Annotated in this window: 15 protein-coding genes and 3 pseudogenes; 13 read left to right on the top strand and 5 right to left on the bottom strand. The window is 40.1% G+C overall.

Going from position 1 to position 23,232, the window contains the following annotated elements; translation table 11 throughout:
* The first annotated feature begins 260 nt into the window (after positions 1-260).
* Positions 261-857, top strand: coding sequence for a porin family protein (locus OCI93_RS20015; RefSeq protein WP_261595368.1), 597 nt, complete (start codon positions 261-263; stop codon positions 855-857).
* Positions 858-924: 67 nt separating this feature from the next.
* On the opposite strand, the gene OCI93_RS20020 is transcribed toward OCI93_RS20015, so the two are convergent.
* From OCI93_RS20020 to OCI93_RS20030, 3 genes are all read right to left on the bottom strand, one after another.
* Positions 925-3,750: a TonB-dependent receptor gene (locus tag OCI93_RS20020; RefSeq protein WP_261627153.1), complete on the bottom strand. Its 2,826-nt coding sequence runs from the start codon at positions 3,748-3,750 to the stop codon at positions 925-927.
* 419 nt (positions 3,751-4,169) lie between these two features.
* Positions 4,170-6,986 carry a TonB-dependent receptor domain-containing protein gene (locus tag OCI93_RS20025; protein WP_261595370.1) on the bottom strand — a complete coding sequence of 939 codons (2,817 nt, stop codon included), beginning with the start codon at positions 6,984-6,986 and terminating at the stop codon, positions 4,170-4,172.
* A 200-nt stretch (positions 6,987-7,186) separates the two neighbouring features.
* Positions 7,187-9,583 (bottom strand): DNA polymerase II, encoded by a 2,397-nt coding sequence (locus OCI93_RS20030; RefSeq protein WP_261627155.1) that lies wholly within the window; start codon positions 9,581-9,583, stop codon positions 7,187-7,189.
* 24 nt (positions 9,584-9,607) lie between these two features.
* On the opposite strand from OCI93_RS20030, the gene dinG reads away from it, so the two are divergent.
* The 8 genes from dinG (at position 9,608) to OCI93_RS20070 (ending at position 19,166) form a co-directional block, all read left to right on the top strand.
* Positions 9,608-11,680, top strand: coding sequence for an ATP-dependent DNA helicase DinG (dinG, locus tag OCI93_RS20035; protein WP_261595372.1), 2,073 nt, complete (start codon positions 9,608-9,610; stop codon positions 11,678-11,680).
* Positions 11,681-12,460 carry a TSUP family transporter gene (locus tag OCI93_RS20040; RefSeq protein WP_261595373.1) on the top strand — a complete coding sequence of 260 codons (780 nt, stop codon included), beginning with the start codon at positions 11,681-11,683 and terminating at the stop codon, positions 12,458-12,460.
* Positions 12,457-13,056 (top strand): primosomal replication protein, encoded by a 600-nt coding sequence (locus OCI93_RS20045; RefSeq protein WP_261595374.1) that lies wholly within the window; start codon positions 12,457-12,459, stop codon positions 13,054-13,056. The genes OCI93_RS20040 and OCI93_RS20045 overlap by 4 nt, the downstream gene beginning before the upstream one ends.
* Before the next feature lie 306 nt (positions 13,057-13,362).
* Positions 13,363-13,635 (top strand): late competence development ComFB family protein, encoded by a 273-nt coding sequence (locus OCI93_RS20050; RefSeq protein WP_261595375.1) that lies wholly within the window; start codon positions 13,363-13,365, stop codon positions 13,633-13,635.
* The gene (locus tag OCI93_RS20055; RefSeq protein WP_261595376.1) at positions 13,632-13,793 is read left to right on the top strand and encodes a YbaM family protein; all 162 of its coding nucleotides are present in this window, start codon (positions 13,632-13,634) and stop codon (positions 13,791-13,793) included. The genes OCI93_RS20050 and OCI93_RS20055 overlap by 4 nt, the downstream gene beginning before the upstream one ends.
* 62 nt (positions 13,794-13,855) lie before the next feature.
* Complete coding sequence (locus OCI93_RS20060) at positions 13,856-14,650, top strand: NPP1 family protein (RefSeq protein WP_261627157.1); 795 nt, start codon at positions 13,856-13,858, stop codon at positions 14,648-14,650.
* A gap of 279 nt (positions 14,651-14,929) precedes the next feature.
* A complete protein-coding gene (locus OCI93_RS20065) occupies positions 14,930-18,052 on the top strand; it encodes an efflux RND transporter permease subunit (RefSeq protein WP_261595378.1) in 3,123 nt (1,040 codons plus the stop codon).
* Between the two features lie 10 nt (positions 18,053-18,062).
* Positions 18,063-19,166, top strand: coding sequence for an efflux RND transporter periplasmic adaptor subunit (locus OCI93_RS20070; protein WP_261595379.1), 1,104 nt, complete (start codon positions 18,063-18,065; stop codon positions 19,164-19,166).
* 137 nt (positions 19,167-19,303) lie between these two features.
* On the opposite strand, the gene OCI93_RS20075 is transcribed toward OCI93_RS20070, so the two are convergent.
* Together OCI93_RS20075 and OCI93_RS20080 are read right to left on the bottom strand one after the other, a co-directional pair.
* Entirely contained in the window at positions 19,304-19,870 is a 567-nt protein-coding gene (locus OCI93_RS20075; protein WP_261595380.1) for a hypothetical protein, read from the bottom strand.
* Positions 19,871-19,909: 39 nt separating this feature from the next.
* A complete protein-coding gene (locus OCI93_RS20080) occupies positions 19,910-20,041 on the bottom strand; it encodes a hypothetical protein (RefSeq protein WP_261595381.1) in 132 nt (43 codons plus the stop codon).
* A 546-nt stretch (positions 20,042-20,587) separates the two neighbouring features.
* On the opposite strand from OCI93_RS20080, the pseudogene OCI93_RS20085 reads away from it, so the two are divergent.
* From OCI93_RS20085 to OCI93_RS21155, 4 genes and pseudogenes are all read left to right on the top strand, one after another.
* A pseudogene (locus tag OCI93_RS20085) lies at positions 20,588-20,993 on the top strand (winged helix-turn-helix domain-containing protein); the annotation flags it as partial.
* 84 nt (positions 20,994-21,077) lie between these two features.
* Positions 21,078-22,104, top strand: a pseudogene (gene istA, locus OCI93_RS20090) (IS21 family transposase).
* A pseudogene (istB, locus tag OCI93_RS20095) lies at positions 22,101-22,870 on the top strand (IS21-like element helper ATPase IstB). The pseudogenes istA and istB overlap by 4 nt, the downstream one beginning before the upstream one ends.
* A gap of 19 nt (positions 22,871-22,889) precedes the next feature.
* On the top strand, positions 22,890-23,156 hold the full coding sequence (locus OCI93_RS21155) for a hypothetical protein (protein ID WP_410007653.1): 267 nt from the start codon (positions 22,890-22,892) through the stop codon (positions 23,154-23,156).
* Positions 23,157-23,232 lie beyond the last annotated feature (76 nt).

Here is a 23,232-nt window from a genome sequence, read left to right on the forward strand (position 1 = left end):
TAATTTTGTCATAAAAATTCAAAGTCTAAAAAATATCGAAGTATACTTGTATCAAATAAGAATAATATGTCAATGTAAATCGTATCAATGCTCGTTTTCTCGTTAGTAACATTTCATATTAACCGATATAAATTACATAATTAACAATAATTTACACTTTTTGACGTGCTCATACAACCACTCACAAACAAGCCACAGACTCTAACAGAGCACAATACTAAACTAGCTTTCAAATTATGCTGTAAACAAGGTTTGTTAATATGAAAACACATGCTCTAGTCGCTCTAACAGTTTTAAGCCTTAGTAGTTTTACTACTCAAGCAGAACAACAAAATGAAATACATCGAGTTGGTGCACAACTAAACGGTGGTAGTGCTTCTTACAAAGGTTCAAGTAAAGACGGTGATGGTGTCGGCTCACTTTACCTATACTATAACTATCAAATTAACACTTCATGGGCTTTAGAGTTAGGAATAAATAGCGGCTCAGAAATCGATAGCTGGGAGTGTAAAGAATTGAGAAATGATAGGGTTATATGCGATCGTAACGACAAGTTATTATTTGATTTAAACGCAAATAAAATCGATTTGATAAATTTTGTAGTAGCCGCAAAAGGCCAATACAAAATCACGGATAATAGCTACCTCTACGGTAAATTGGGTGGTCAGTACTATGATTATGATATTGCCCGTAACAGCAATAAGCTGATCCAAGAAACTGGTTTGGGTGTTTTTGCAGAAGCTGGTTGGCAATATGATTGGAACAACGGCTTTGCAATGAATGTTGGTTTGCAATATATGGATATGGGCGACCTAGACACTAGCAGTTTAAGCGCTGGTATAAGTTACCGATTCTAAACAAACTACATAATACAACCAAAAAAACCGGCCAAAGAGGCCGGTTTTTATTTGGCTAAACAACTAATTAAAATGCTAAGCCTAAAGATAGATATACGTGACGACCTGTTGAATTATAAGTACGTGGGTCCGTATTATCGTTAAAACCAGTTACTGCGTACGGAGGATCTTCATCAAACACGTTATCAACACCAATAGTCGTTGTGAAGTTATCGAAGAAATAACTAAAACGTACATCGTGAATAACCTGAGAGTCAATCATACGTGAAGCAGGTTCACCGTCAGCTGGATCACCAAACGGTTCTTCTGACTCACCAATGTAGCGAACTGCATAACCTGCTGACCAATCATCTTTTGCTAAACGAATATCAACGTTAGTTTTCCACTCTGGGAAGTTACCATCACCATTGGCACGTAGGAACCAACCAGCATTTTCAGTCACTGAACCATCTGCTTGAGTAATATCGTACGTGTCATAACGCGTTGAATCAAGATTCAATGTTAATGCACCAAAGCTAGTATCAGTAGCATAACGTACGTTAAAGTCGATACCTGATGAGTCTATTCCACCCACATTTACAGTACGGTTATCGATATTACTTGAGTTACCCAAAAGTGGGCCTGATGTGTAACGTGTTATTTTATCACAATAAGTACCTTCGCTTGCACACTTATCTAAAATAAGCTGCTCACCCACTTGAGTGATTGCATTAGTTAGCTCAATATCCCAGTAGTCGATTGTGAATGAAAGGCCTTCTACAAACTCAGGGCTATATACTAAACCAATGGTTGTGATATCAGCTTCTTCAGGCTGTAACTCAGTATTACCACCCAAAGTTGAACTCAACTGGTCACCGATTGGTGTAAATCCACCAGCAGGAACACCATTGTCAAGACAAAATTGAGTTGGATTCGAAGCACATGGATCGCTAACTTCAGGGTTACTAGAAGCAGCACCTTCAAATAAATCCGAGGTTGATGGTGCACGGAATGCGGTTGAAGATGTTCCACGGAACATTAAGCCATCCATTGGAGACCAGCGAATACCTACTTTATGATTTGTCGTATCACCAAATGTGTCATAGTCTGAATAGCGAACAGCTAAATCAAGTTCTAGTACTTCTGCAAATGGCGCTCCAGAAAGAAGTGGCACATTTGTTTCCATGTATACTTCATCTACTGAGTAAGAACCAAGTGTTTTCTCTCTTGGGTTACCAGATGTAATGCCTAAAGCAATCAATGCGTCAGGTAAATCAGCACCTTTCTCTTCGCGGTGCTCAGCACCAAATGCCACACCCACTGTACCAGCAGGAAGCTCAAATGCATCACCAAATATACTAGCGGTAATAATTTGTTGCTCATTGTAGCCCAAGTCATGCGCTTCAAAAGAGATAAAGTCTAACATTTCTTGCGAAATTTCAGTGTCACTGCCTGGAATACCAAAGGTATTTAATGATACACAGCCTTCAATTACATTGCCTGGTGTACCACAAAGTACCTCGCCGCCTTCCATGAATGAAGGACCTACAGCTTCACTAACTTTCTCAAAGTTTACACCACCAGCACGGTTAATGGCACCATCATTACGACCAAAGATATAAGAAACCTCATAGCCCCAAGTGTCATTAATGTCGCCTTCAAAACCAAATACTGCACGTACAGTTTCAACACGGTAAGACGTATCACGGCCACCAGTTTCAACTACACGGCGACGCCAGTCAGCAATATCAACACTTTCACCATTAGCATTTTTTGGGCCAAAGTTTTGATTATAATAGTTATCTTTTGAGTAGCTTGCATCAGTCCAGTTAAAGAACGCTAATGGACCTAATGGTAAAGGCGCTAGTTTAATATCTGAAGTACGACGGTTGAAATTCATTTCAGTGAAGAAACGCAATTCATCAGAGAACTCATAATTTGCTTGTGCAAATATGCCGTAGCGCTTTGAAGGCGTTAAGTGGAAATTAGCTGGGGCATAGTTATATAAATCTTTTGCACCATTAAAACAGTCATAACCCGTTGGGTTAGTAAACTGTGTAGGGTCTGACTGACCTGGGCCATTCGCCGCACCATGGGTAAATGCTTGACATAAATCTTCGTTATCGCCATTTATACCATTATAAAAACCCCATGGAATTGCAGAAGAACCACCTTTAGTCGTTTCACCAGTGCTTGGGCTTAAGTTGTACTTAAACTTAGACCAATCACGATCGCCAGACATCTGTGCGCCTTGCTCTGCATAGTATGCATTTACTACAACATTACCTTTGTCACCTGAGAAACCAACTGTGAAATCATAGCTCTTTGTTTCGCCGTCACCACCGTGAGTTGAAGCGTCATACATTGCATTTGCTTCAAAACCTTCAAAATCATCACGTGTGATGATATTCACTACGCCGCCGATAGCATCTGAACCGTAAATAGCTGATGCACCGTCTTTTAATACTTCAACGCGCTTAATTATTGCAGTAGGTATTGTACTTAGATCCACTGATGCATTTGCACCAGCGCCTGATGCTACTACACGTCGGCCATTAAGAAGTACTAACGTACGCTCTGCACCTAAACCACGCAGTGAAACACGAATAGCACCTGCACCACCATTATTAATCGCAGTATTAGTACCTGCACCAGCAACTGATGGAATTTCTTGAAGAATATCACCTACGTTGCTAATACCCGAAGCCACTAAATCATCACGCGTGATAAGTTGTACAGGGTTCGCGCCTTCCATATCAGCACGTTTGATACGTGAACCTGTAACTTGAATTTTTTCAAAACTTTCTGCAGATTCTTCCGCCGCTACCACTGAGCTAGCAGAAAATACTGCTGTCGATGTAGCGCCAAAAGCTATTGCTAAGCGAACCGCTTTTGATACTTTATTATTTAACATGTTTTCTCCCTGAGGCTACAAAATATTTAGTTAAGCCACTGCTTTTTAAGCATTTTTATAGTTAGACACCGATGTAAGACACTCGTTCCTCATACGGTACTGCGCGTACATACTAATCTTAGTTATAACAGCAGGTCAACATAGTTTTATTATGTCAATATAAATTCGTACCTGTTTTGCAACAAAAAAATGAACAATTTATATTACAAATGTAGTAAAGAAAGGAGTTCAATACGGATAAAAAATCAAAACCTAACAACATGAATTTAATGACTTTTTACCACTCAGGTAAGGCGGGGATACATATGAAAATAAGGCTATATTTATACACTAATCAAAAACTGAAATATTTCTAATTTTTTTTACAACATAAAAAAACCGGTCATAAAGACCGGTTTTTAGCTAAGTGAAGCAATTAATTAAAATGCAACACCTAGAGATAAATATACGTGACGACCTAAAGTGTTATAAGTACGAGGGTCCGTATTATCATTAAAGCCTGTCGCTGCATACGGTGGATCTTCATCAAACACATTATCTACGCCAACAGTCGTTGTGAAGTTATCAAAGAAGTAACTAAAACGAATATCGTGAATGGTTTGCGAATCAACTGTACGTTGACCAGCAGTATTTCCAAATGGTTCTTCAACTTCACCAATATAACGGATTGCATAACCTGCAGACCAGTCATCTTGTGCTAAACGAACATCAATGTTTGTTTTCCACTCTGGGAAGTTACCATCACCACTGTTACGGCGGAACCAGCCTGCGTTTTCAACAACTGATCCATCGGCTTGTGTAATGTCATATGTGTCGTAACGAGTAGAATCAAGGTTAAACGTTAGTGCACCATACTCAGTGTCAGTTGCGTAACGCATGTTAAAGTCGATACCAGATGAGTCAATACCACCTACGTTTACTTTACGGTCATCGATATCGCTAGAGTTACCAACTAATCCGCCTGACGTGTAACGCGTGATCTTGTCACAGAATACACCTTCGTTAGCACACTTATCTAAGATAAGCTGCTCACCGATAGTCGTGATAGCGTTTTCTAGTTCAATGTCCCAGTAGTCGATTGTGAAAGATAAACCTTCAACAAACTCTGGGCTGTAAACTACACCGATAGTCGTGATATCAGCTTCTTCAGGCTGTAGATTTACATTACCACCGCGAGTTGAAGATAACTGGTCACCGATTGGCTCAAAACCACCAGCAGGTACGCCATCAGCAATACAGAATTGCGTAGGGTTTGCTTGACAAGGGTCTGAAACTAGCGGGCTGTTAGCCGAAGCGCCTTGGAACAAGTCAAGCGTTGATGGAGCACGGAATGCAGTAGATGAAGTACCACGGAACATCAAGCCATCCATTGGAGACCAACGAATACCTACTTTATGATTGGTTGTATCACCAAATGTATCGTAGTCAGAATAACGAACTGCCAAGTCAAGCTCAAGTACTTCAGCCATTGGCGCGCCGCTTAGTAGCGGAACGTTCGTTTCCATGTATAACTCATCAACTGAGTATGAACCTTGTGTTGCTTTACGTGGTGAACCTGAAGTGATACCTAATGCGATTAGCGCATCAGGGAAGTCTGCACCTTTCTCTTCACGGTGCTCTGCACCAAATGCCACACCAACTGTACCGGCAGGTAGCTCAAATGCATCACCAAAAATACTTGCTGAAATAATTTGTTGCTCGTTATAACCCAAATCATGTGCTTCAAACGAGATAAAATCTAACATCTCTTCTGATATTTGAGTATCTGTACCAGGAGTACCGAACGTATTTAATGATACACAGCCTTCAATTACATTGCCTGGTGTACCACAAAATACCTCTCCACCTTCCATGAATGAAGGACCAACAGCTTCATTAACTTTTTCAAAGTTTACACCGCCAGCGCGATTAGTTGCGCCATCGTTGCGACCGAAGATATAAGAAACCTCATAACCCCATGTATCGTTGATCTCACCTTCAAAACCAAATACAGCACGCACTGTTTCAACACGGAAAGTCGTATCACGACCACCTGTTTCAACAACACGGCGGCGCCAATCAGCGATATCAACCGTTTCGCCATTTACATTTTTAGGGCCGAATTGCTGGTTATAGTAGTTGTCTTTAGAATAAGTCGCATCAGTCCAACCAAAGAACGCAAGTGGCGCTAAAGGTAGTGGTGCTAATTTAGTGTCTGATGAACGACGGTTAAAGTTAATTTCAGTAAAGAAACGAAGCGAATCAGAGAATTCATAATTAGCTTGTGCAAATATGCCATAACGCTCAGAAGGCGTTAAATGGAAGTTAGAAGGTGCGTAGTTATACGTGTCTTTGTCCCAATCCCAGCAGTCGTAACCAGTAGCATTACTAAAATCTGATGGGTCTGATTGACCAGGGCCACTGCCTGCACCGTGAGTAAATGAATTACATGCGCCCTCTACATCAGGGTTAATACCATTGTAACGACCCCAAGGTGGAGCTGAAGAGCCGCCCTTGTTAAAGTCACCTGTCTCTGGGTCTAGGTCTAGTTCAAATTCAGACCAAGAACGGTCACCAGACATCTGTGCGCCATACTCTGTGTAGTATGCATTAAAAACAACGTTACCTTTATCACCAGAGAAACCAACTGTGAAGTCATAGCTCTTAGTTTCGCCGTCGCCGCCGTGAGTCGATGCGTCATACATCGCATTCGCTTCAAAGCCTTCAAAATCATCACGCGTGATGATATTTACAACACCACCAATTGCATCAGAACCATAGATTGCTGATGCACCATCTTTTAACACTTCAACACGTTTGATGATGGCTGTAGGAATGGTACTTAAATCTACTGATGCGTTAGCACCAGAACCAGAGGCTACTACACGACGACCGTTAAGAAGTACAAGTGTACGCTCTGAGCCTAAACCACGTAGAGAAACACGTACGGCACCAGCACCGCCGTTATTGATTGCTGCGTTAGTACCCGCACCAGCCACTGATGGAATTTCTTGAAGAATATCACCTACGTTACTGATACCAGAAGCAACAAGGTCATCGCGCGTAATAAGCTGTACAGGGTTAGCACCTTCCATATCAGCACGTTTGATGCGTGAGCCTGTTACTTGAATTTTTTCAAAACTTTCTGCTGACTCTTCTTCAGCTGCAATAGCCGAGCTTGCTGAAAAAGCAGCTGTAGAAGTAGCACCAAATGCGATCGCTAAACGGACCGCTTTTGAAACTTTACTATTTAACATTTGTATCTCCCTGGACTACTTGTTAGTAGCTTGTAATTTTTTATGGGCTTTGCCCTTATGGGAAGTTGCACTGATGCAACATTCAACATGAATATTAAACAAGCATTGACGTTAGCGTCAACCGTAAATTATTTAATTTTCATCAATTACCCAACATAGATACAACAAAAAAAACACAAAACACCAACAATTCAATGATATTAAAAGGAAAATTTCTTTTGAGCTGTTAACTGAAAAAGAACATTTTTATAATCTGGCATCATCATTAAAATTGGGTAAATTTGCTTCTCTATGTAATGTTCATAGTCTAACCCTCCCCTTTCCAACTTCACCCTTGGACCTGATTTGGTCATGTAATACTTAATAATACTGCCTTTGCGATAGCGGCAGTTTTTATCAATTTTCATTTGTTCTTTTGCCGCTTTGACATGAGGTGGTATATTTTTTACATACTGTTCTAAATCCTTACCCAACCGTTTTGAATACAACAACAATCCATCTACCTCACCTGATCGCACCGCCTCTATGTACCCTTTTGTTATACGCAACAAATCTTTTCCGTCAAAAAGGGCTTTCACAATCTCTTTCTGATACTTTTTTGCTATTTCTGTCCAATCACTGCGTACACTTTCCATACCTTTAAATACTAGCTCCGCCTCATTATTAACATATGTCTCACCGACGTAACGCTTTTTAGAGCCTGTAACCTGCCCCCTTATCGTTGGCATAAAAAATGTGTGATATAGCGTTTCAAATTCAATTTCCAAATAGCTAATTAATTGAAAATTACTCTCACAATACTGACGCCAAAAAGCATCTATTTCATGTACTAAATTACAAGCTGTAGCTTTACACTTTTCTAAAGTCCAAGTTTGAGGAAGTTTCACAAAAGTAGAATCTGTATCACCATAAATCACTTCAAACCCGTGGTTTTCTATCACGCGCTTGGTCGTTTGCATTATTTCGTGACCTCGAAGTGTTATTGAGCTTGCCAACCTTGGGTCATAAAACCTGCACCCTTTTGAGCCCAGTACACCATACAAACTGTTCATGATAATTTTGATAGCTTGGGATAACATAAGATCTTCGTCTTGTTTAGCTTGTTGACGAGCACCTGCAAGCTGAGCAACGATATTTGGAAGATAATGAGCTTTAAGTGAAAAATAGCCTTGATTAAAGCCTTTAATAGCCTCTTCTGGATTCAGTAGCCCCTCCACTAACCCCATTGGATCAACCAAAAAAGTGCGTATTATTGAGGGGTATAAACTTTTAAAGTCTAACACAACCACATTTTTGTATAGCCCAGGTTTTGACTCCATTACATAGCCACCAGGGCTTTCAAAGTTGAGGCCATGCTCTGCTAGATTTGGAGCCACATATCCACTGCGGTGTAAATACGGCAAATACAAATTTGTGAATGCAGCAACAGAGCCCCCCATTCTCTCCAATTCAAGTCCAGTAAGTGCACTACGCGCAATTGCAAAATCTATCAAATTAAGCTTATAAAAAATAGCAAGTACCAACTCACAATCTTTCAAATTATAAGCAGCCAAACTCAATTTATCTTCATTAAATTGTCGGATAATTTCTTCCAGTCGGTCATCTTGCTCAATCAACTTTCTCTCACCCAATACCTTTTCGGCTACATTTGATAAACGAAAACTGTCAAAATGATAAGTTGCATTTTTGAGTGTATCGATACCATCGATTACAACACGACCAGGAACTAACACACGTACATAGTTACCTTTATAGATAGTTATTGGTTGTTCATCTTTGCCTAATAAAAGCACAACACCAAGCATTTGTGCTCGCTCAACCAGTATCACGAAGTCAAACTCAATCACGTTCCAGCCAATGATTATGTCAGGGTCGAAAAACTTCACTTTCTCAATTAAAGTTTGCAACAATGCAAACTCATCATTTGCCCAAACAATGTAATTTGTATTAGCGCTAGCCTTTACGTCATCGGTTATCGGATCGCCTATCATAATCACACACTTATGACTATTACTAACGAGCCCAACAGAAAAGAGTACACCGTCACCATCACACTCTATATCTAAAGAAAGCACACTAAAAACAGGCTTATAGTGGTTATTAGCTTTAAATTGCGCCCCTCTTAGTAACGTATATCCATCGCGTTTCACAACTTGCCCTTTGACCCAAGTGGAACCACGGATAAAACGTTCCATCAAAAATCGATCGCAATGACGAATGTCTTCTTCATACAATCGTATGTGAGAATTTAATACTTGCTTTGCTTGATGAAAAGTACGCACGCTGTCGCTATAACAAGCTACCATGCTTTCCTGATCGAAGTGTTTCAAAGGAATATCGCTAAAACGTATTTTAATGCTCGCCTTATTAAGCCTCATTTGAGCAGTAGACCGTTCACTTTCTCGTATAAAAAATACCGGCTGCTCGCCCTCAACAATCGCCTTTACAGCACCTTGTTCAGTTTTAAGCCAGTAGCACAACTCAAACTTCCCTTGGTTATGAGTTTGCTGGCGCGATAATACAAAGCCTTCAAGCATTGCTTGTGCCAAACCGATTCCCCATCTAAAATACCCCATCAACACTGTAATTATATACATATAACACTAAGTTAGGCGATGCTAATGCTCTCAGACGCTCTCAAAAAGACAATCAGGAACACCCATCAAAACATTGCAGAGCAGCTAGATGGATACCGCCATCGCAGCAGTCAAAACTATCTGGTCGCGGAAATCGCTAAAACCTTAACGGGGGAATATCACAAAACACAACGCATTTGTGTAATTGAAGCGGGTACAGGTACCGGTAAATCTTTAGCTTACTGCTTAAGTGCCCTGCCGACCGCTTTGGCGAAAAAAAAGAAGCTGGTTATCTCAACCGCCACAGTTGCGCTGCAAGAGCAATTGATAAATAAAGAGTTACCTTTTTTTAGTGAGCACTGTGGATTCAACTTTAAATTTGATCTCGTCAAAGGGCGTCAACGATACGTTTGCGTGCACAAACTCAATGCAGCACTGGATGAAGAAACAATGCAAACGTCCATGATACCAACACTCTCTTCCCCTTTATCAGATATGGAACAAAGGTGTTTAAGAGACTTACACAGTGCCTATCAAGGAAAACGCTGGCAAGGTGATAGAGACAGCTGGGCCGACACTATTCCTGACAAAGTATGGAATTTAATTGCGTGTGATAAACATGCCTGCCAACGGCAAATGAAGTCACACCATTTATGTCCATTCCACCTAGCAAGACAAAAAATGTCACAAATGGATGTATTAGTCATTAATCATGCTTTGCTGCTTGCTGATTTAGAGCTTGGCGGTGGAAAAATTCTCCCTGAACCAGATGAAACATTTTATGTTATTGATGAAGCGCATCACCTACCTCATATCACTCGGGATTTTTCGTCTGCAGCAGCAACCATCAAAGGCACAATAGACTGGTTAGACAAGTTACTTAAATTTAGTGGCAAAATGGCTGCCACTATTGTATCCCAAAAGGCTGTTGGACAAAATTTTAAGCTCAATGATGCCGCTAATGATGCCAGTAAGGATTTAAAAGCAGTTAGGGATATTCTTGATGCCGCTGACTTTAATTTTAACCAAGATGATACTTTTCGTTTTGAGCATGGTTTAGTGCCTGAGTCACTAACCGTAAAAGCCAAGGATATCAGTGATGCGACCTTGGACGTGTTACGCGCTTTAAACAAAATGCACGATGCACTGACGGTTGATGTCAGTGATGGCGATGTTAAAGCGTTTTTAGCCGACCCTTTGCTGGCCGAAAGTGGCTTATATATTAATCGACTAGAGCAGCTTAACAAACTTTGGTACAGCTATGCGAGTAAAGGCGAACATACACCGCACGCACGATGGATAAAGCGCCTTGAATATAAACACCACCATGATCATTTATTATGTGACTGCCCGATAGAAGTCGGTTATTACCTCAAAGATAAACTGTGGCAAGAATGTGCTGGTGCCGTGCTTTGCTCTGCTACCCTAAGCGCACTAGGTACCTTTGATCACTTTGCAAAAGAAAGTGGTTTAAACAACGAGCCTGGGGTTAAGTTTATCAAAGCAAGTTCGCCTTTTGATTATCCAGCTCAAGCCACATTGCACCTGCCTGTTACTGACACAGATCCCACAGATAAAGGCTTTAGCGACTTTGTAGCCAAAGCACTGCCAAAATACTTGCAAACTGGCCAAGCAAATTTAGTCTTATTTGCGTCATATTGGCAAATGGACCATGTTGTTAAGCAACTGCGTAAAAGTAAACTACAAATATTAGTACAAGGCGAGCAATCTAGAGATAGCTTACTTACACAGCACAAAAAGAATATTGATACAGGCAAAGGCAGTATTTTATTTGGCACTCAAAGCCTCTCTGAAGGGCTTGACCTTCCAGGCAAGTATCTTGAGAACCTTATTATTACAAAAATTCCCTTTGCGGTTCCCACCTCGCCAATTGAAGAAGCGCAAGCAGAGTTTGTACAAAGTAAAGGTGGCAACCCATTTTTATCAATTACTGTGCCTGATGCAGCCAAGAAATTAGTACAAAGCTGTGGTAGACTGCTGCGCAAAGAATCAGATCATGGCCGTATAACAATATTAGACCGGCGATTAGTAACTAAACGTTACGGCAAAGCCATGCTTGATACACTGCCACCTTTTAAAAGACAAATAGACTATTAAATGTTTGAACTTGCGCTCGATCCAATGACATGGGGGTTACTATGCCTAGTAGCTCTTGCTGCTGGCTTTATTGATGCCGTTGCTGGAGGCGGTGGAATGTTAACAGTTCCCGCTTTATTAACGGCTGGATTACCACCCCATGTTACATTAGGTACAAATAAACTTGCAGCTAGCTTTGGCTCTATCACAGCAAGTATTACCTATTATAGAAAGCAATTATTCAATCCCCGATTTTGGGCTGCATCCATATTTGCCACAGCAATTGGAGCAATTTTAGGCACATTATTAGTCGACCATTTAAGTGTGGACCTTTTAAACAAACTACTTCCAGTCATTATTATATTTGTGGCGTGTTATAGCCTGTTTGGCAAGCTCAGTACAACAGAGGAGCATACCTTACCACTGGTCAATAAAGCCCTAAGAGTCAAACAATGGATACAAGGTTTAACGCTTGGCTTTTTCGATGGTATGGCAGGTCCTGGCGCTGGGACTTTTTGGACCGCATCAAACAGTATGCTTTATAAAATGAGCCTATTACTCAATTGCGGCCTTGCACGTTCAATGAATTTTGTCTCAAATTTTATTTCTTTAATTACCTTTGTTGCACTAGGCCATGTCAACTTTTTACTTGGTTTCTCTATGGGTGTATTCTTGATGTTTGGAGCATGGCTAGGTGCTCATTCTGCAATTAAATTTGGTAGTAAACTAATCAAACCATTATTCAATACCATTGTTATTATTTTAGCTGGCAAGCTCATTATAGAAGCGTATCTTGCATGAGTTCACCCCTTGATAGACTCAATCAACAAATAGTACGCCTTGCAGAGCAAGCGAAATCATTCGATAACGCAAAATGGTTTGACAAAAACCGCTACATTCAAGCACAACCAAGCCTTTTTGATCGAACTGTATTTGCGACCAAAAGTTTAATACTCAGCGATTACGTTGAGGAAATCAAGGCACAGATCAAGCACCTGCCTCCAATTGAAAAGCGTCACGCATATGGTTTTGCCATACAACGTGTAGCAACACAGGTAGAAGCAATTATAAGAGTACTCAAATCGACCCCCGTTTGGGCAAAAGAAAACAAAGCCCGCTTTAGTAAAAAAAATAAAGTCTATAAAAAAGCAGTGCAAAAAATAATGCAAAGCTCACATGAGCTTTATCAAGAGCTATCTCAAAACTATGAGTTTGAAAGACGCCTGTTAGAAATGGTTGAGTTGCGACGTACTAAGCTTGATAAAGCAAATAAAGAAGAAGCCTCAGCAATAAATCAACAAATTTTAGCGCTACATGCCCGTCTTGGCCGTTGCAGAAAAGCCATCTCAGCAACCGAAGCTAAAATACAACAAGTTGAAAAACAACAAAATCGCTAACGGAACATCGCTTGCCCGTTTTTATTGTTAATAAAATGAGTACATCAGCATGGTGTTATTTTTTACAACGCTGGTGCCGATATCTTTAATAATTTAATAAGGATGGATCAGCCGTTTTTAAGTGTGCCAATAGTTTGCTTAATTTTTGTCAATAACATGATATACATTTCATTGCTCAGATGGGAGGTTATAAACGGCAACTTAACACAACTCGTTGATGTACATAAGCAGATTTTTGTTGCTCTGCTCAATAACCCAGCTATTATGGTATAGTATTAAATGCATCTAAATCGGTGAGTAAACACTATGAGATTACATGACGACATACATAATTATTATGAAAAAATCGTGCTCGAAAAAATTCTAGAACATGGCTTAGATAAAAAATACAATGATGACACCATGGCAGACTTTTGCTGCACGGTGCTCAACCAGTTACCAGCGCGTTATATTCGCAATGATGTAGATATGGCCTTTTATTTACCGCAGCTTGAGCGTATGAAAATGGAAGAGCAAGTTGATATCGCAATTGAGTTTGCAATGGCTCAAGTTGCCAAAAAGAGAAACTCACAACAATGAACAAAACATTAGAACAAGCTCCTAAGCATGTTAAACTAGCTGTTGATCTTATTATGTTATTAGAGCAAAGCGATTTATCTGCTGAGGAAGTACTAGCCGCACTAAAGATTGTAGAGCAGGATTTCACAAATAAATCAAAAGAAACTATTAACATTTAATTCACGTTCATGTCATATTGGTAGTTCAGTTTAATTACCTTTCTATTTTAAGATTTATCATTATGACAAACAAAAACTATTCAAGTTCATACGCTACACTCACATCTCTATTTATGCTGTGTACTAGCAGCAATGTGTTAGCCAATGATTTTGTCGCGCTAGAGCGCGCGCTCCCACCTAGCTATATCATTAATGGCACTGAGCCCATATTTGATTTTGACGGAGATGGCTGTTTACCCAGTGCGGGGATTAGCAGAACTGGACAGCAAAATTCGGGGCTAAAAACATCAGGTTCATTGGGTGGCAATTGCAGAGATAGTCAATTTTTAGATTCTTCCAATACGGTTCATCGATATGCCTGCAAAAACACCTCATATGGTCAACATTGTGCGCACTTTTACGCCTTATACTTTAAAAAAGATCAGGTCTTTCCATATTTTGGAGGCGGACACCGCCATGACTGGGAATATGCAGCTATTTGGACGATTGATGGGGTTGTTACTCACGGTAGCTTCAGTGCCCATGGCGATTTGTATACAAAACCCGCACATGAATTACCTTTTGAAAATGGCCACCTCAAGATTGTTTATCACAAGGATGGAATACTAACTCACGCGCTTAGATTTGCAAAATATCAAGAAGCCGCCGAGAACGACTATCAGCGCTTCGTAACACCAAATATAATCAGCTGGTATGAAATGTCTGGTGATGGATTAAATAACCAAGCGCTGCGCGATAAGCTCAATCAATATAATTATGGTTCAGCCACCCTACCAGTAAAAGACAGCCGTTTTTTAAATAACGTCAACCGATTTAAACCGCCTGGCTACCCGATGTTTGAAGCTACTGATATCTGAACCTTGATATGCAGTTAAACTCTTATTTAACTGCATATTTAACGCTGCCACTAAATAATCACCGTATGTCAAACTTGTAAAGATGCAAAAAGCTGTAAAATATGTATCAAAATTTATGTCAAATTATTCAAATTCGTTACAAATTATTACTGAGCCGTAATTTGCCGGAAAAATAAGGCTATTTGTCGCTATCTACCAATATGGCATAAAAATTTGACCTAGCGGATCATTTCGTTTTGCTTGATACTGAATCTGTTGAGATAAAGTTCGGAAGTTGTCATGAATTTAACACGAAGTTCGCTCAAGAACCCTGCGAGTGTATTAGTAATATTAGTTCTGATCATACTATTTGGTGTCATCAGCATATTTAAATTGCCCATCCAATTAACCCCAGATATTGAGCAACCACAGATCTCAATATTTTCAGGATGGCGTCAAGCAGCACCTGAAGAAATTGAGTCAATGATCATTGAACCTTTAGAGAGTGCAGTTAAAAATACACCTGGTGCTTTAGAAGTTAACACTCAAATAAATCAAGGTAGAGGCTCTATCTCACTCACCTTTGCTGTTGGTTCAGACATGCAACAAGCCATGCTTGATGTGCTAACCAGCCTTAACCAAGCCCCTCCACTGCCACTTGATGCGACTGACCCTATTGTAGTCGCAGGTGGTGGCGGTGGCCCTGGTTCAGGGGGCCCAACAGCAGCAAGCTTATTAGTTATGCCACTGAGTTATGAAGAAGATAATTTTGACATGGCTGTTTATCAAAAACAAATTGAAGACTTTATTGAACCACGCTTAGCACGTATTTCTGGTGTTTCTCGAGTTAATTTAAACAGTCAACGGCAAAGAGAGCTACGCGTCACTTTTGACCCGCACAAAGCAGCCTCTTATGGCATTAGTCTCGGTCAAATTCGTCGTACTATATCTTCATCCAATGATGTTTCTGGTGGTATTGCCGATGTTGGAAGGCGTCAGTATACAGTGCGCTTTACAGGTAAATATGACGTAGACAGCCTAACTAAAATGCGGGTAGGTTATTCAGGTGAACGACCTATTTATTTGGGTGATATAGCCACCGTAGCAGATACCGTCACTGACCGCCGTGCAATGACGTTAAGAAATGGCAAACCGGCTTATTATATTACAATTTCCCGTAGTAATGATTCAAACACTGTCGCCGTATTAGATGACATAAACCAAGCGATTAAAGAACTTAACAACGGTATTTTGAAAGATGCCGGGCTTGCTATCGAGCTTAGCTATGATGCATCAGTACATATTCGCAATGCACTACAGCTTGTTAAAGGTAACCTTGGTTTAGGTGTCTTGATGGCGTGCGGTATTTTATGGCTATTCTTTCGAGGGATGCGAGCAACTTTAGTCATTGCAGCCACCATCCCCATATCTTTAATGGTTGCATTTTTTGCTCTCAACTTATTTGATAGAAGCCTAAATGTTGTATCACTGGCTGGGTTAGCATTCGCCGTCGGCTTGGTGTTAGATGCAGCTATTATAGTGCAAGAAAATATTGTTCGACTTAAAAATGAAGGGCTAGAAAACGCCAAAGCCGCACTCAAAGGTGCCACACAAGTTGGCGGCGCCTTATTTGCCTCTACGGCAACAAGTGTCGCAATTTTCCTACCCATAATGTTTATGGCTGGTATCGAAGGGCAACTATTTTCAGACTTGGCACTAACACTTTCAATCGCAGTGATCGCATCACTAGTATGTGCTCTCACCATAATACCTATCGCAAATAAATACTTACCAGAGAAACAGCAGATTGTAGACCCATTCCAGAGCTACTGGATAAAGCTCACTAACTTTATAATGACACTCACCAATAGCCGCAAAAAGCAAATTGCTTGGGTTACAGCATTACTCGGTGGCTCAGTTATGATCACATTAACTCTACTACCTAAAACTGACTTTATGCCTAGAGCACCAACAGACGGCTTCTTTTATAGCTTAAATACTCCATCAGGTGGCAATATCAGTTTTATGGAGGAAGAAATAGCTCAGCGTGTAAAGCAAAGGGTTATGCCATATTACCTAGGTGAAAAAATGCCAAAGGTAAAAGACTTTAATTTTTATGTCTTCGGCGCCAACGCCGGCGGCTTCATCTACTCGGATGATCCACAAAGAGTCGAGGAGCTTATGAAAGTAGCACGTGAAGAAATCTTTCATGACCTGCCTGATACACAAGTATTTTTATTTAGAGGTTCAATGATCCAAGTATCTAATGGCGGAGATGGACGAGCTATCAATATTGATCTGACAGGTCCCAATATGGATGACTTAATCGCCGGAGCGAAAGTTGCTTTGGCAGAAGTTAAAGTTGCCCTACCTGAAGCCACAGCCCAACCTCAACCACGACTTGATATGGCAGAGCCAGAGTTGCGTTTAAATCCAGATGATAGGCGTATCACGCAAGCTGGGCTTACACGCAATGATGTTGCTCAAGCAGTACAAGCGTTTACTGGTGGACTTTTTATCAACGAATACTTCAATGGCAATGAACGAATGAATGTTATATTACGCTCTACCCCTTGGAATACGCCTGAACAGTTAAAAGCTCTCCCTATCGTAACGCCTAGTGCAGGCATACAAACATTAGGAGAGCTAGCAACGATCGAGCGCACAGTTGGTCCAACACAATTACGCCGTGTTAACGGTAAACGTACCGTATCAGTGGTTGTGACACCACCTGAAAGTATGAGCTTACAAGAAGCACAAACCTTACTCATGACTCAAGTAATGCCAAAAGTAAGAGCATCTCTACCAGCCAACACCAGTGCTATTTTAGCTGGCAACGCACAAAAAATGGACTCTGCAATCGAAGAAATGACTACGAACTTTGCACTTGCATTGTTTATTTTATTCTTACTTATGACCGCTTTATTTAAATCCGCTAAAGATAGCTTGTTAGTGCTCCTAGTAATGCCACTTGCATTAGCCGGAGGTGTGCTTGCTTTATATATATTAAACCTCTTTACTTTCCAATCGTTAGACTTATTAACGATGATCGGTTTTATTATTTTGTTAGGTCTGGTTGTAAATAATGCGATACTTCTTGTTGACCAAACAAGAACTTCAGAACGCCAAGGGCTTACCAGAGAGCTCGCTGTCAATCAAGCCGTACTTATAAGAGCGCGCCCTGTATATTTGAGTACTTTAACCAGCCTATTTGGCATGCTACCTCTTATGCTCATGCCGGGGGTTGGTTCTGAAATATACAGAGGGCTAGCAACCGTAATTGTTGGCGGTATGGCTGTAAGTGCAATTTTTACTCTCGTACTCATGCCAAGCTTATTGCAGCTAGGACGAAAAATACCACCTAAAATAAATAACAAAACAAACTTAAAGCAATCTTCACTCAACTTGGTCGCCAATCAATAGAGAGTTCATCATGTCATTTAAAACACAGCATCACTTTTTTAAACTCAGCTTTGGCGCATTAATACTCTGTATTGGTACTGCCTTAAGCACACCAGCTAACGCGAAATCACCTGTTGCAATCGAAACTGTATTAAAATCTGCTCTTACAAGTTCTTTATCCATACATGGGACACTCTATGGGAAGCAAGATGTTAAACTTACAGCAGGTGTTGATGGGTTACTTACATTTGTTGCAGAACCTGGCTCTAATGTGCAAAAGGGCGACGTACTAGCACGAATAGATACACTCCCTCTAGAACTTGAACATGCTAGACAAAAAGAAATGCTAAATAGAGCTCGGGTTAACTTACAATTTCAAAAGCAAGAGCTAAGGCGCTTAACTCAACTTGCTAAAACAAGCAGTGCAGCTGCAAGCCAAGTAGATCGCATTCAGCAACAGCATGATCTTGCTGCATCAGATATAGAGCTTGCTAAAATTGAGATAAGAGTCATTGCAGATAAAATCAATCGGGCTACTTTAAAAGCACCTTTTTCAGGTGTTATTAGTGAGCGCTACCGCCAACCTGGCAGAGACATTAATCGAGCTGATGAGCTACTAAGCCTCATCGATATAAACAACCTTGAAGCTAGGTTATATGTGCCTGTTAAGTACCTAAACTATGTAAAAAAAGGAATGACACTTTCTATTCATACTGGAGATTTAGATACCTTAGCTCAGACAGATACGACAATTACTGCGGTTATACCTACAACAGACCCCCGCTCTCAATCTTTTGAAGTACGCGCTACTTTGCCAACAGAGGAAAAAATTAAATGGGCAGCGGGCCAATTAGTAGATGTAAAAGTACCATTAAATAACTCTAAACCACAGCTATTGGTCAACCGCGATGCATTAATCTTGCGTAAGCAAGGCGTGCATGTAGTAAGAATAAACAAAAATAATAAAGCTGAACAAATTCCTGTAGAAGTCGGTAAAGGACAAGGCAAATATGTGATTGTAACTACAATCAGTGAAGGTTCATTAGCCGAAGGGGATACTATTGCGGTCAGAGGAGCTGAACGACTAATAACTGGTCAAGAAGTTGAAGTACAAAACGCAAGTAATGCTTCTTAGATAGAAAACAATTCCAATTAAGTTACTAGCCCAATGAGCTGGTTCACTTCGGTGAACCCCGCTCATTTTTTACACTAAAAACGCAATGAGAGGCTATTTTATCTTGTAAATACGCCATATCAAACTTTTTATATTAGCTAATCATGTACTTTATTATTGCCGCTAGATTTCTTAGTAAAAAGCAATGTTAAACGGTAAAAAGGGTAATAAGCCATTAGTACACATAAAAATATGTTCGTTAGCGCTACCACCTGACCATAAACACCTCTAAGTATATCTGTGTCAAACACAACCCGATCTACGTATCGGCACAAGTTCAGCACAACAGTCATAGCACAAATATAAAAGCCATATGTTGTAATTCTTGCAAATTCACAACGTTTATAGTTATGCCATTGAATAACAGCAACCATAAACAACCCTTCATAAATACAAAAAAAGATATAAAAAATTTGCCGTTTTGCTTGAACACCTAGTTCTGCAGCTAATATTTCATCAGATATAAAACGTCCAACAAGCTGAAACACTACAGATGCAAATACATACATAAATAAAGAGTGCTCAAATTGGACATGTTTATCATTTATCGGCTTAGCCACAAATAGCGACTTGACAGTATCCTTTGTAAATACAAACAAAATAAGTAGTAAGCAGACCTTTATAGCGATCAAGGTCCACCCAATATTCATTAAAATACTACTCATCTCAAAAGCTCCCTTTTCTATTGTTACTAGTTACCAAAGTCAGCCAAGTACAGCACCGCATTGCTTATTTTTAGGAGGCTCTATCCCATCCCCACTTCCAGCACCACCACCAAAAATATGTTTTAATAAGTAAACTGGAATTTGCTTATCATTCATTTTTTCGTAACTCATTTAATCTACTCCTTTACATAAGAGATCTCAACAAAACCAGAAGCCCAAACAATTAACTATGCTACCTAGTAGAGTACTTTTTGAATAAGCATTATTAATAAAGTTAGTACTTAGGTACATATTTTGCAAGATATAAGGAACTCAACAATTACACGGAATACACTTGAGAATTTATTAATATATTCATATTAAGAATAAATTAAATGGTAGTAGTATTGCAACTTTTAGATCTATACATTCACTTAATTATCAATTTAGGCCAAAAATAAGCTGAACAGTAAACAAAGTTACATAACTTTATTGATCATTCTCTATTAATTTATTGAAAAAATAGCACTGAGTCATGGTTAAAAGTAAGCCACTTAAATCTATCATAATAAGAATTAAATTCTTATTCCCCAAGGGGAATTCATTATTTACAGCTATCAATAACTTCAATAATAAAGGCTTAATATGCAGACATATCCGTTACACTTCGTACAAAATAGCGAATATGATAGCTAGGTGTTGCCTAACTCTCTCCCATTACAAACAACTCTAAGCGCGAGCATAGAACGTCAAGGCGGGCGTCTTACCGGCGAAGACATTGTACGTTACATTAACACTGAATTTGGTGTTCATTACCACTTAAATCATGTCTATAATATACTGAAGCAGCTTGATTTTAGTTGGCTCACAAGTCGTTCAAAGCATCCAAAACAGTCACAAGAGAACCAAGAAGCTTTTAAAAAACTTCCAACTGGAAACGATCCTTCACACACCGGGACACCTTCCTCTTGAACGTATTGATGTTTGGTTTCAGGATGAAGCACGATTTGGTCAGCAAAATCCAACTACGCGTATTTGGGCTGAAACAGGCACTCGACCACGGGTTATAAAACAACAGCAGTTTGAGTATGGGTATTTATTTGGTGCAGTCTGCCCTGCCACTGGTCAAACAGAAGCGTTAGTTGTTACCAGCAATGCAAAAATGATCCACTTCAACAATTGAAATCTGATCCAGTTAACTTAACACTGGTGCTTTTCGGTAAGCACCATGATTTCAAAAGAAGAGTTCATGAAAATAAAAGTCTTAGCCATCCAAGGCATGTCTCAACGAGCCATTGCTAAACAGTTAGGCATATCGCGCAACACCGTTAAAAAATACCCTTAAGGTGACTTTGATGAACCGCATTATGCTACTCGCAAAACGGGTATTTCAAAATTAGAGGCCTTTAAACCGTATTTACATTCTCGATTAGCAAAAGCCGCTCCAATACATTTATCAGCCGTTGTTTTACTCAGAGAAATTAAAGAGCAAGGCTATACCACAGAAATATCGTTACTACGTCAATACCTATATCGAGGTAGTATTGAACCCCAACCTATTATTCGCTTTGAAACAGAAGCTGGCAAACAAATGCAAGTTGATTGGGGCCAAATGCGCGGAGGAAAGTCACCTCTGCATGCCTTTGTTGCTGTTTTAGGCTACAGCCGTGCATAGTTTGTCGCGATTATTGACAACATGCGTTATGAAACGCTCGAAGAATGTCATCGCCAAGCCTTTGAGTATTTCCAAGGCATTCCACAGCAAGTGTGGTATGACAATATGAAAACTGTTGTTATAGAGCGTAATGCTTACGGTGAGGGTAAACACCGCTTTAATCAGCACTTTTACCAATTTAGTAAAGAAATGAGGTTCATTCCAAATCTATGTAAACCCTACCGCCCACAAACAAAAGGCAAAGTAGAGCGAATGGTGCGTTATGTACGCAATGATTTTTATCAGCCATTGGCGACTAAATTATCTGCCCTTGAACTTACTTTGGACGTTGAGACTGCCAATATTGAAGTCATTGACTGGTTAAATACGGTTGCTAATCAACGTATTCACGACACAATCAAAGTAAAGCCAGCTGATAGGTTAAAAGAAGAGCAAGTCTACCTGCAATCTTTACCCCCAACTCAACCCCCTGCACCACCACAACCAATAGAAGTGACAATGCCTGTTTGATATGTCCTTCGAGACTCAACCGTTACACCATGACTTAAATATTTACGCGCAGTTTTCGGAGGCATTATGAACTTACAATTAGCACGTTTGCATGAACTAACAGAGGAGCTTCAACTCGCTGGTGTTGAAACGAACGCAACAGCACTAGCACAACAAGCGGCAAAAGAAGAGTGGGATTATTTGCAGTTTTTAGAGCGCGTACTACAAAGTGAGCAAGCGTATCGGCACCAACGTAAACAGGTAATGTTTACGCGTATGGCTGGATTTGCGTCATTAAAATCACTCGAGGAATTCGACTTTACGTTTGCCACCGGTGTGCCCAAAAAACAGGTTAACGAGCTTGCCACACTCTCATTTATTGAACGAAAAGAAAACATCGTTCTGCTCGGGCCATCAGGTGTAGGAAAAATACATATTGCCAGTGCGCTAGGTTACAAGGCAGTGCAAGCAGGCTTAAAAACCCGTTTTATCAGTGCGTCTGATCTAATATTGCAATTAACCACCGCTCAACGACAAGATAAGTATAAACAAGTGATGCAGCGGTCAGTGCTGGCACCCAGGCTACTAATAATTGATGAAATAGGTTATTTACCGTTTAGTGCACAGGAATCGAAATTATTATTCGACGTCATAGCAAAGCGTTATGAAAAAGGAGCGATCATACTCACCAGTAATCTCCCATTTGGACAATGGGGAAGCATTTTTGCGAATGATACAGCGTTAACATCAGCTATGTTGATAGAATTTTACACCACTCACATATTGTCCAAATTAAAGGGGAGAGTTATAGGATCAAAGAGAAGAAACAAGCCGGATTAATGGAAAACCTTAAATAAATAGTGGATCATTATTCAAATGGTGGAGTGGATCACTTTTCGGTTGTTGTTGACACCAATAGAACAAGTATGGAGCTGGATACGACAACATTGTTTATCCAATAGAGTGTTTTCGGGGTATGAAGAAATTGTAGATGAAGTTTCAAAGGCATGGGATCACTTTATTTCAATACCGGATCGAGTGACGAAGATGTTTAGTCGAGAATGGATAGTGAAAATGTCTAATGACAAAACGCGCAGCGCTTACATTCCATTTGCGCAAGGTGAAGTAAGTGTAAAAGGTTAGCGACATGAGCGAAGCGAATACGCTCTTTTTACGCAAGGTGCAATGAGCTATTTTAACAACCGCTGAGGGAATATCA

This window comes from Pseudoalteromonas holothuriae (assembly GCF_945859825.1).
Classification (GTDB): Bacteria; Pseudomonadota; Gammaproteobacteria; order Enterobacterales; family Alteromonadaceae; genus Pseudoalteromonas; species Pseudoalteromonas holothuriae.

Bases quoted from the DNA above. Each gene is read 5' to 3' on its own strand.
- OCI93_RS20050 (WP_261595375.1), top strand. From the start codon at position 13,363: ATGAGATTACATGACGACATACATAATTATTATGAAAAAATCGTGCTC.
- OCI93_RS20030 (WP_261627155.1), bottom strand. From the start codon at position 9,583: ATGTATATAATTACAGTGTTGATGGGGTATTTTAGATGGGGAATCGGT.
- OCI93_RS20060 (WP_261627157.1), top strand. From the start codon at position 13,856: ATGACAAACAAAAACTATTCAAGTTCATACGCTACACTCACATCTCTA.
- OCI93_RS20025 (WP_261595370.1), bottom strand. From the start codon at position 6,986: ATGTTAAATAGTAAAGTTTCAAAAGCGGTCCGTTTAGCGATCGCATTT.
- OCI93_RS20065 (WP_261595378.1), top strand. From the start codon at position 14,930: ATGAATTTAACACGAAGTTCGCTCAAGAACCCTGCGAGTGTATTAGTA.
- OCI93_RS20070 (WP_261595379.1), top strand. From the start codon at position 18,063: ATGTCATTTAAAACACAGCATCACTTTTTTAAACTCAGCTTTGGCGCA.
- OCI93_RS20040 (WP_261595373.1), top strand. From the start codon at position 11,681: ATGTTTGAACTTGCGCTCGATCCAATGACATGGGGGTTACTATGCCTA.
- OCI93_RS21155 (WP_410007653.1), top strand. From the start codon at position 22,890: ATGGTGGAGTGGATCACTTTTCGGTTGTTGTTGACACCAATAGAACAA.
- OCI93_RS20075 (WP_261595380.1), bottom strand. From the start codon at position 19,870: ATGAGTAGTATTTTAATGAATATTGGGTGGACCTTGATCGCTATAAAG.
- OCI93_RS20045 (WP_261595374.1), top strand. From the start codon at position 12,457: ATGAGTTCACCCCTTGATAGACTCAATCAACAAATAGTACGCCTTGCA.
- OCI93_RS20020 (WP_261627153.1), bottom strand. From the start codon at position 3,750: ATGTTAAATAATAAAGTATCAAAAGCGGTTCGCTTAGCAATAGCTTTT.
- OCI93_RS20055 (WP_261595376.1), top strand. From the start codon at position 13,632: ATGAACAAAACATTAGAACAAGCTCCTAAGCATGTTAAACTAGCTGTT.
- OCI93_RS20015 (WP_261595368.1), top strand. From the start codon at position 261: ATGAAAACACATGCTCTAGTCGCTCTAACAGTTTTAAGCCTTAGTAGT.
- dinG (WP_261595372.1), top strand. From the start codon at position 9,608: ATGCTCTCAGACGCTCTCAAAAAGACAATCAGGAACACCCATCAAAAC.
- OCI93_RS20080 (WP_261595381.1), bottom strand. From the start codon at position 20,041: ATGAGTTACGAAAAAATGAATGATAAGCAAATTCCAGTTTACTTATTA.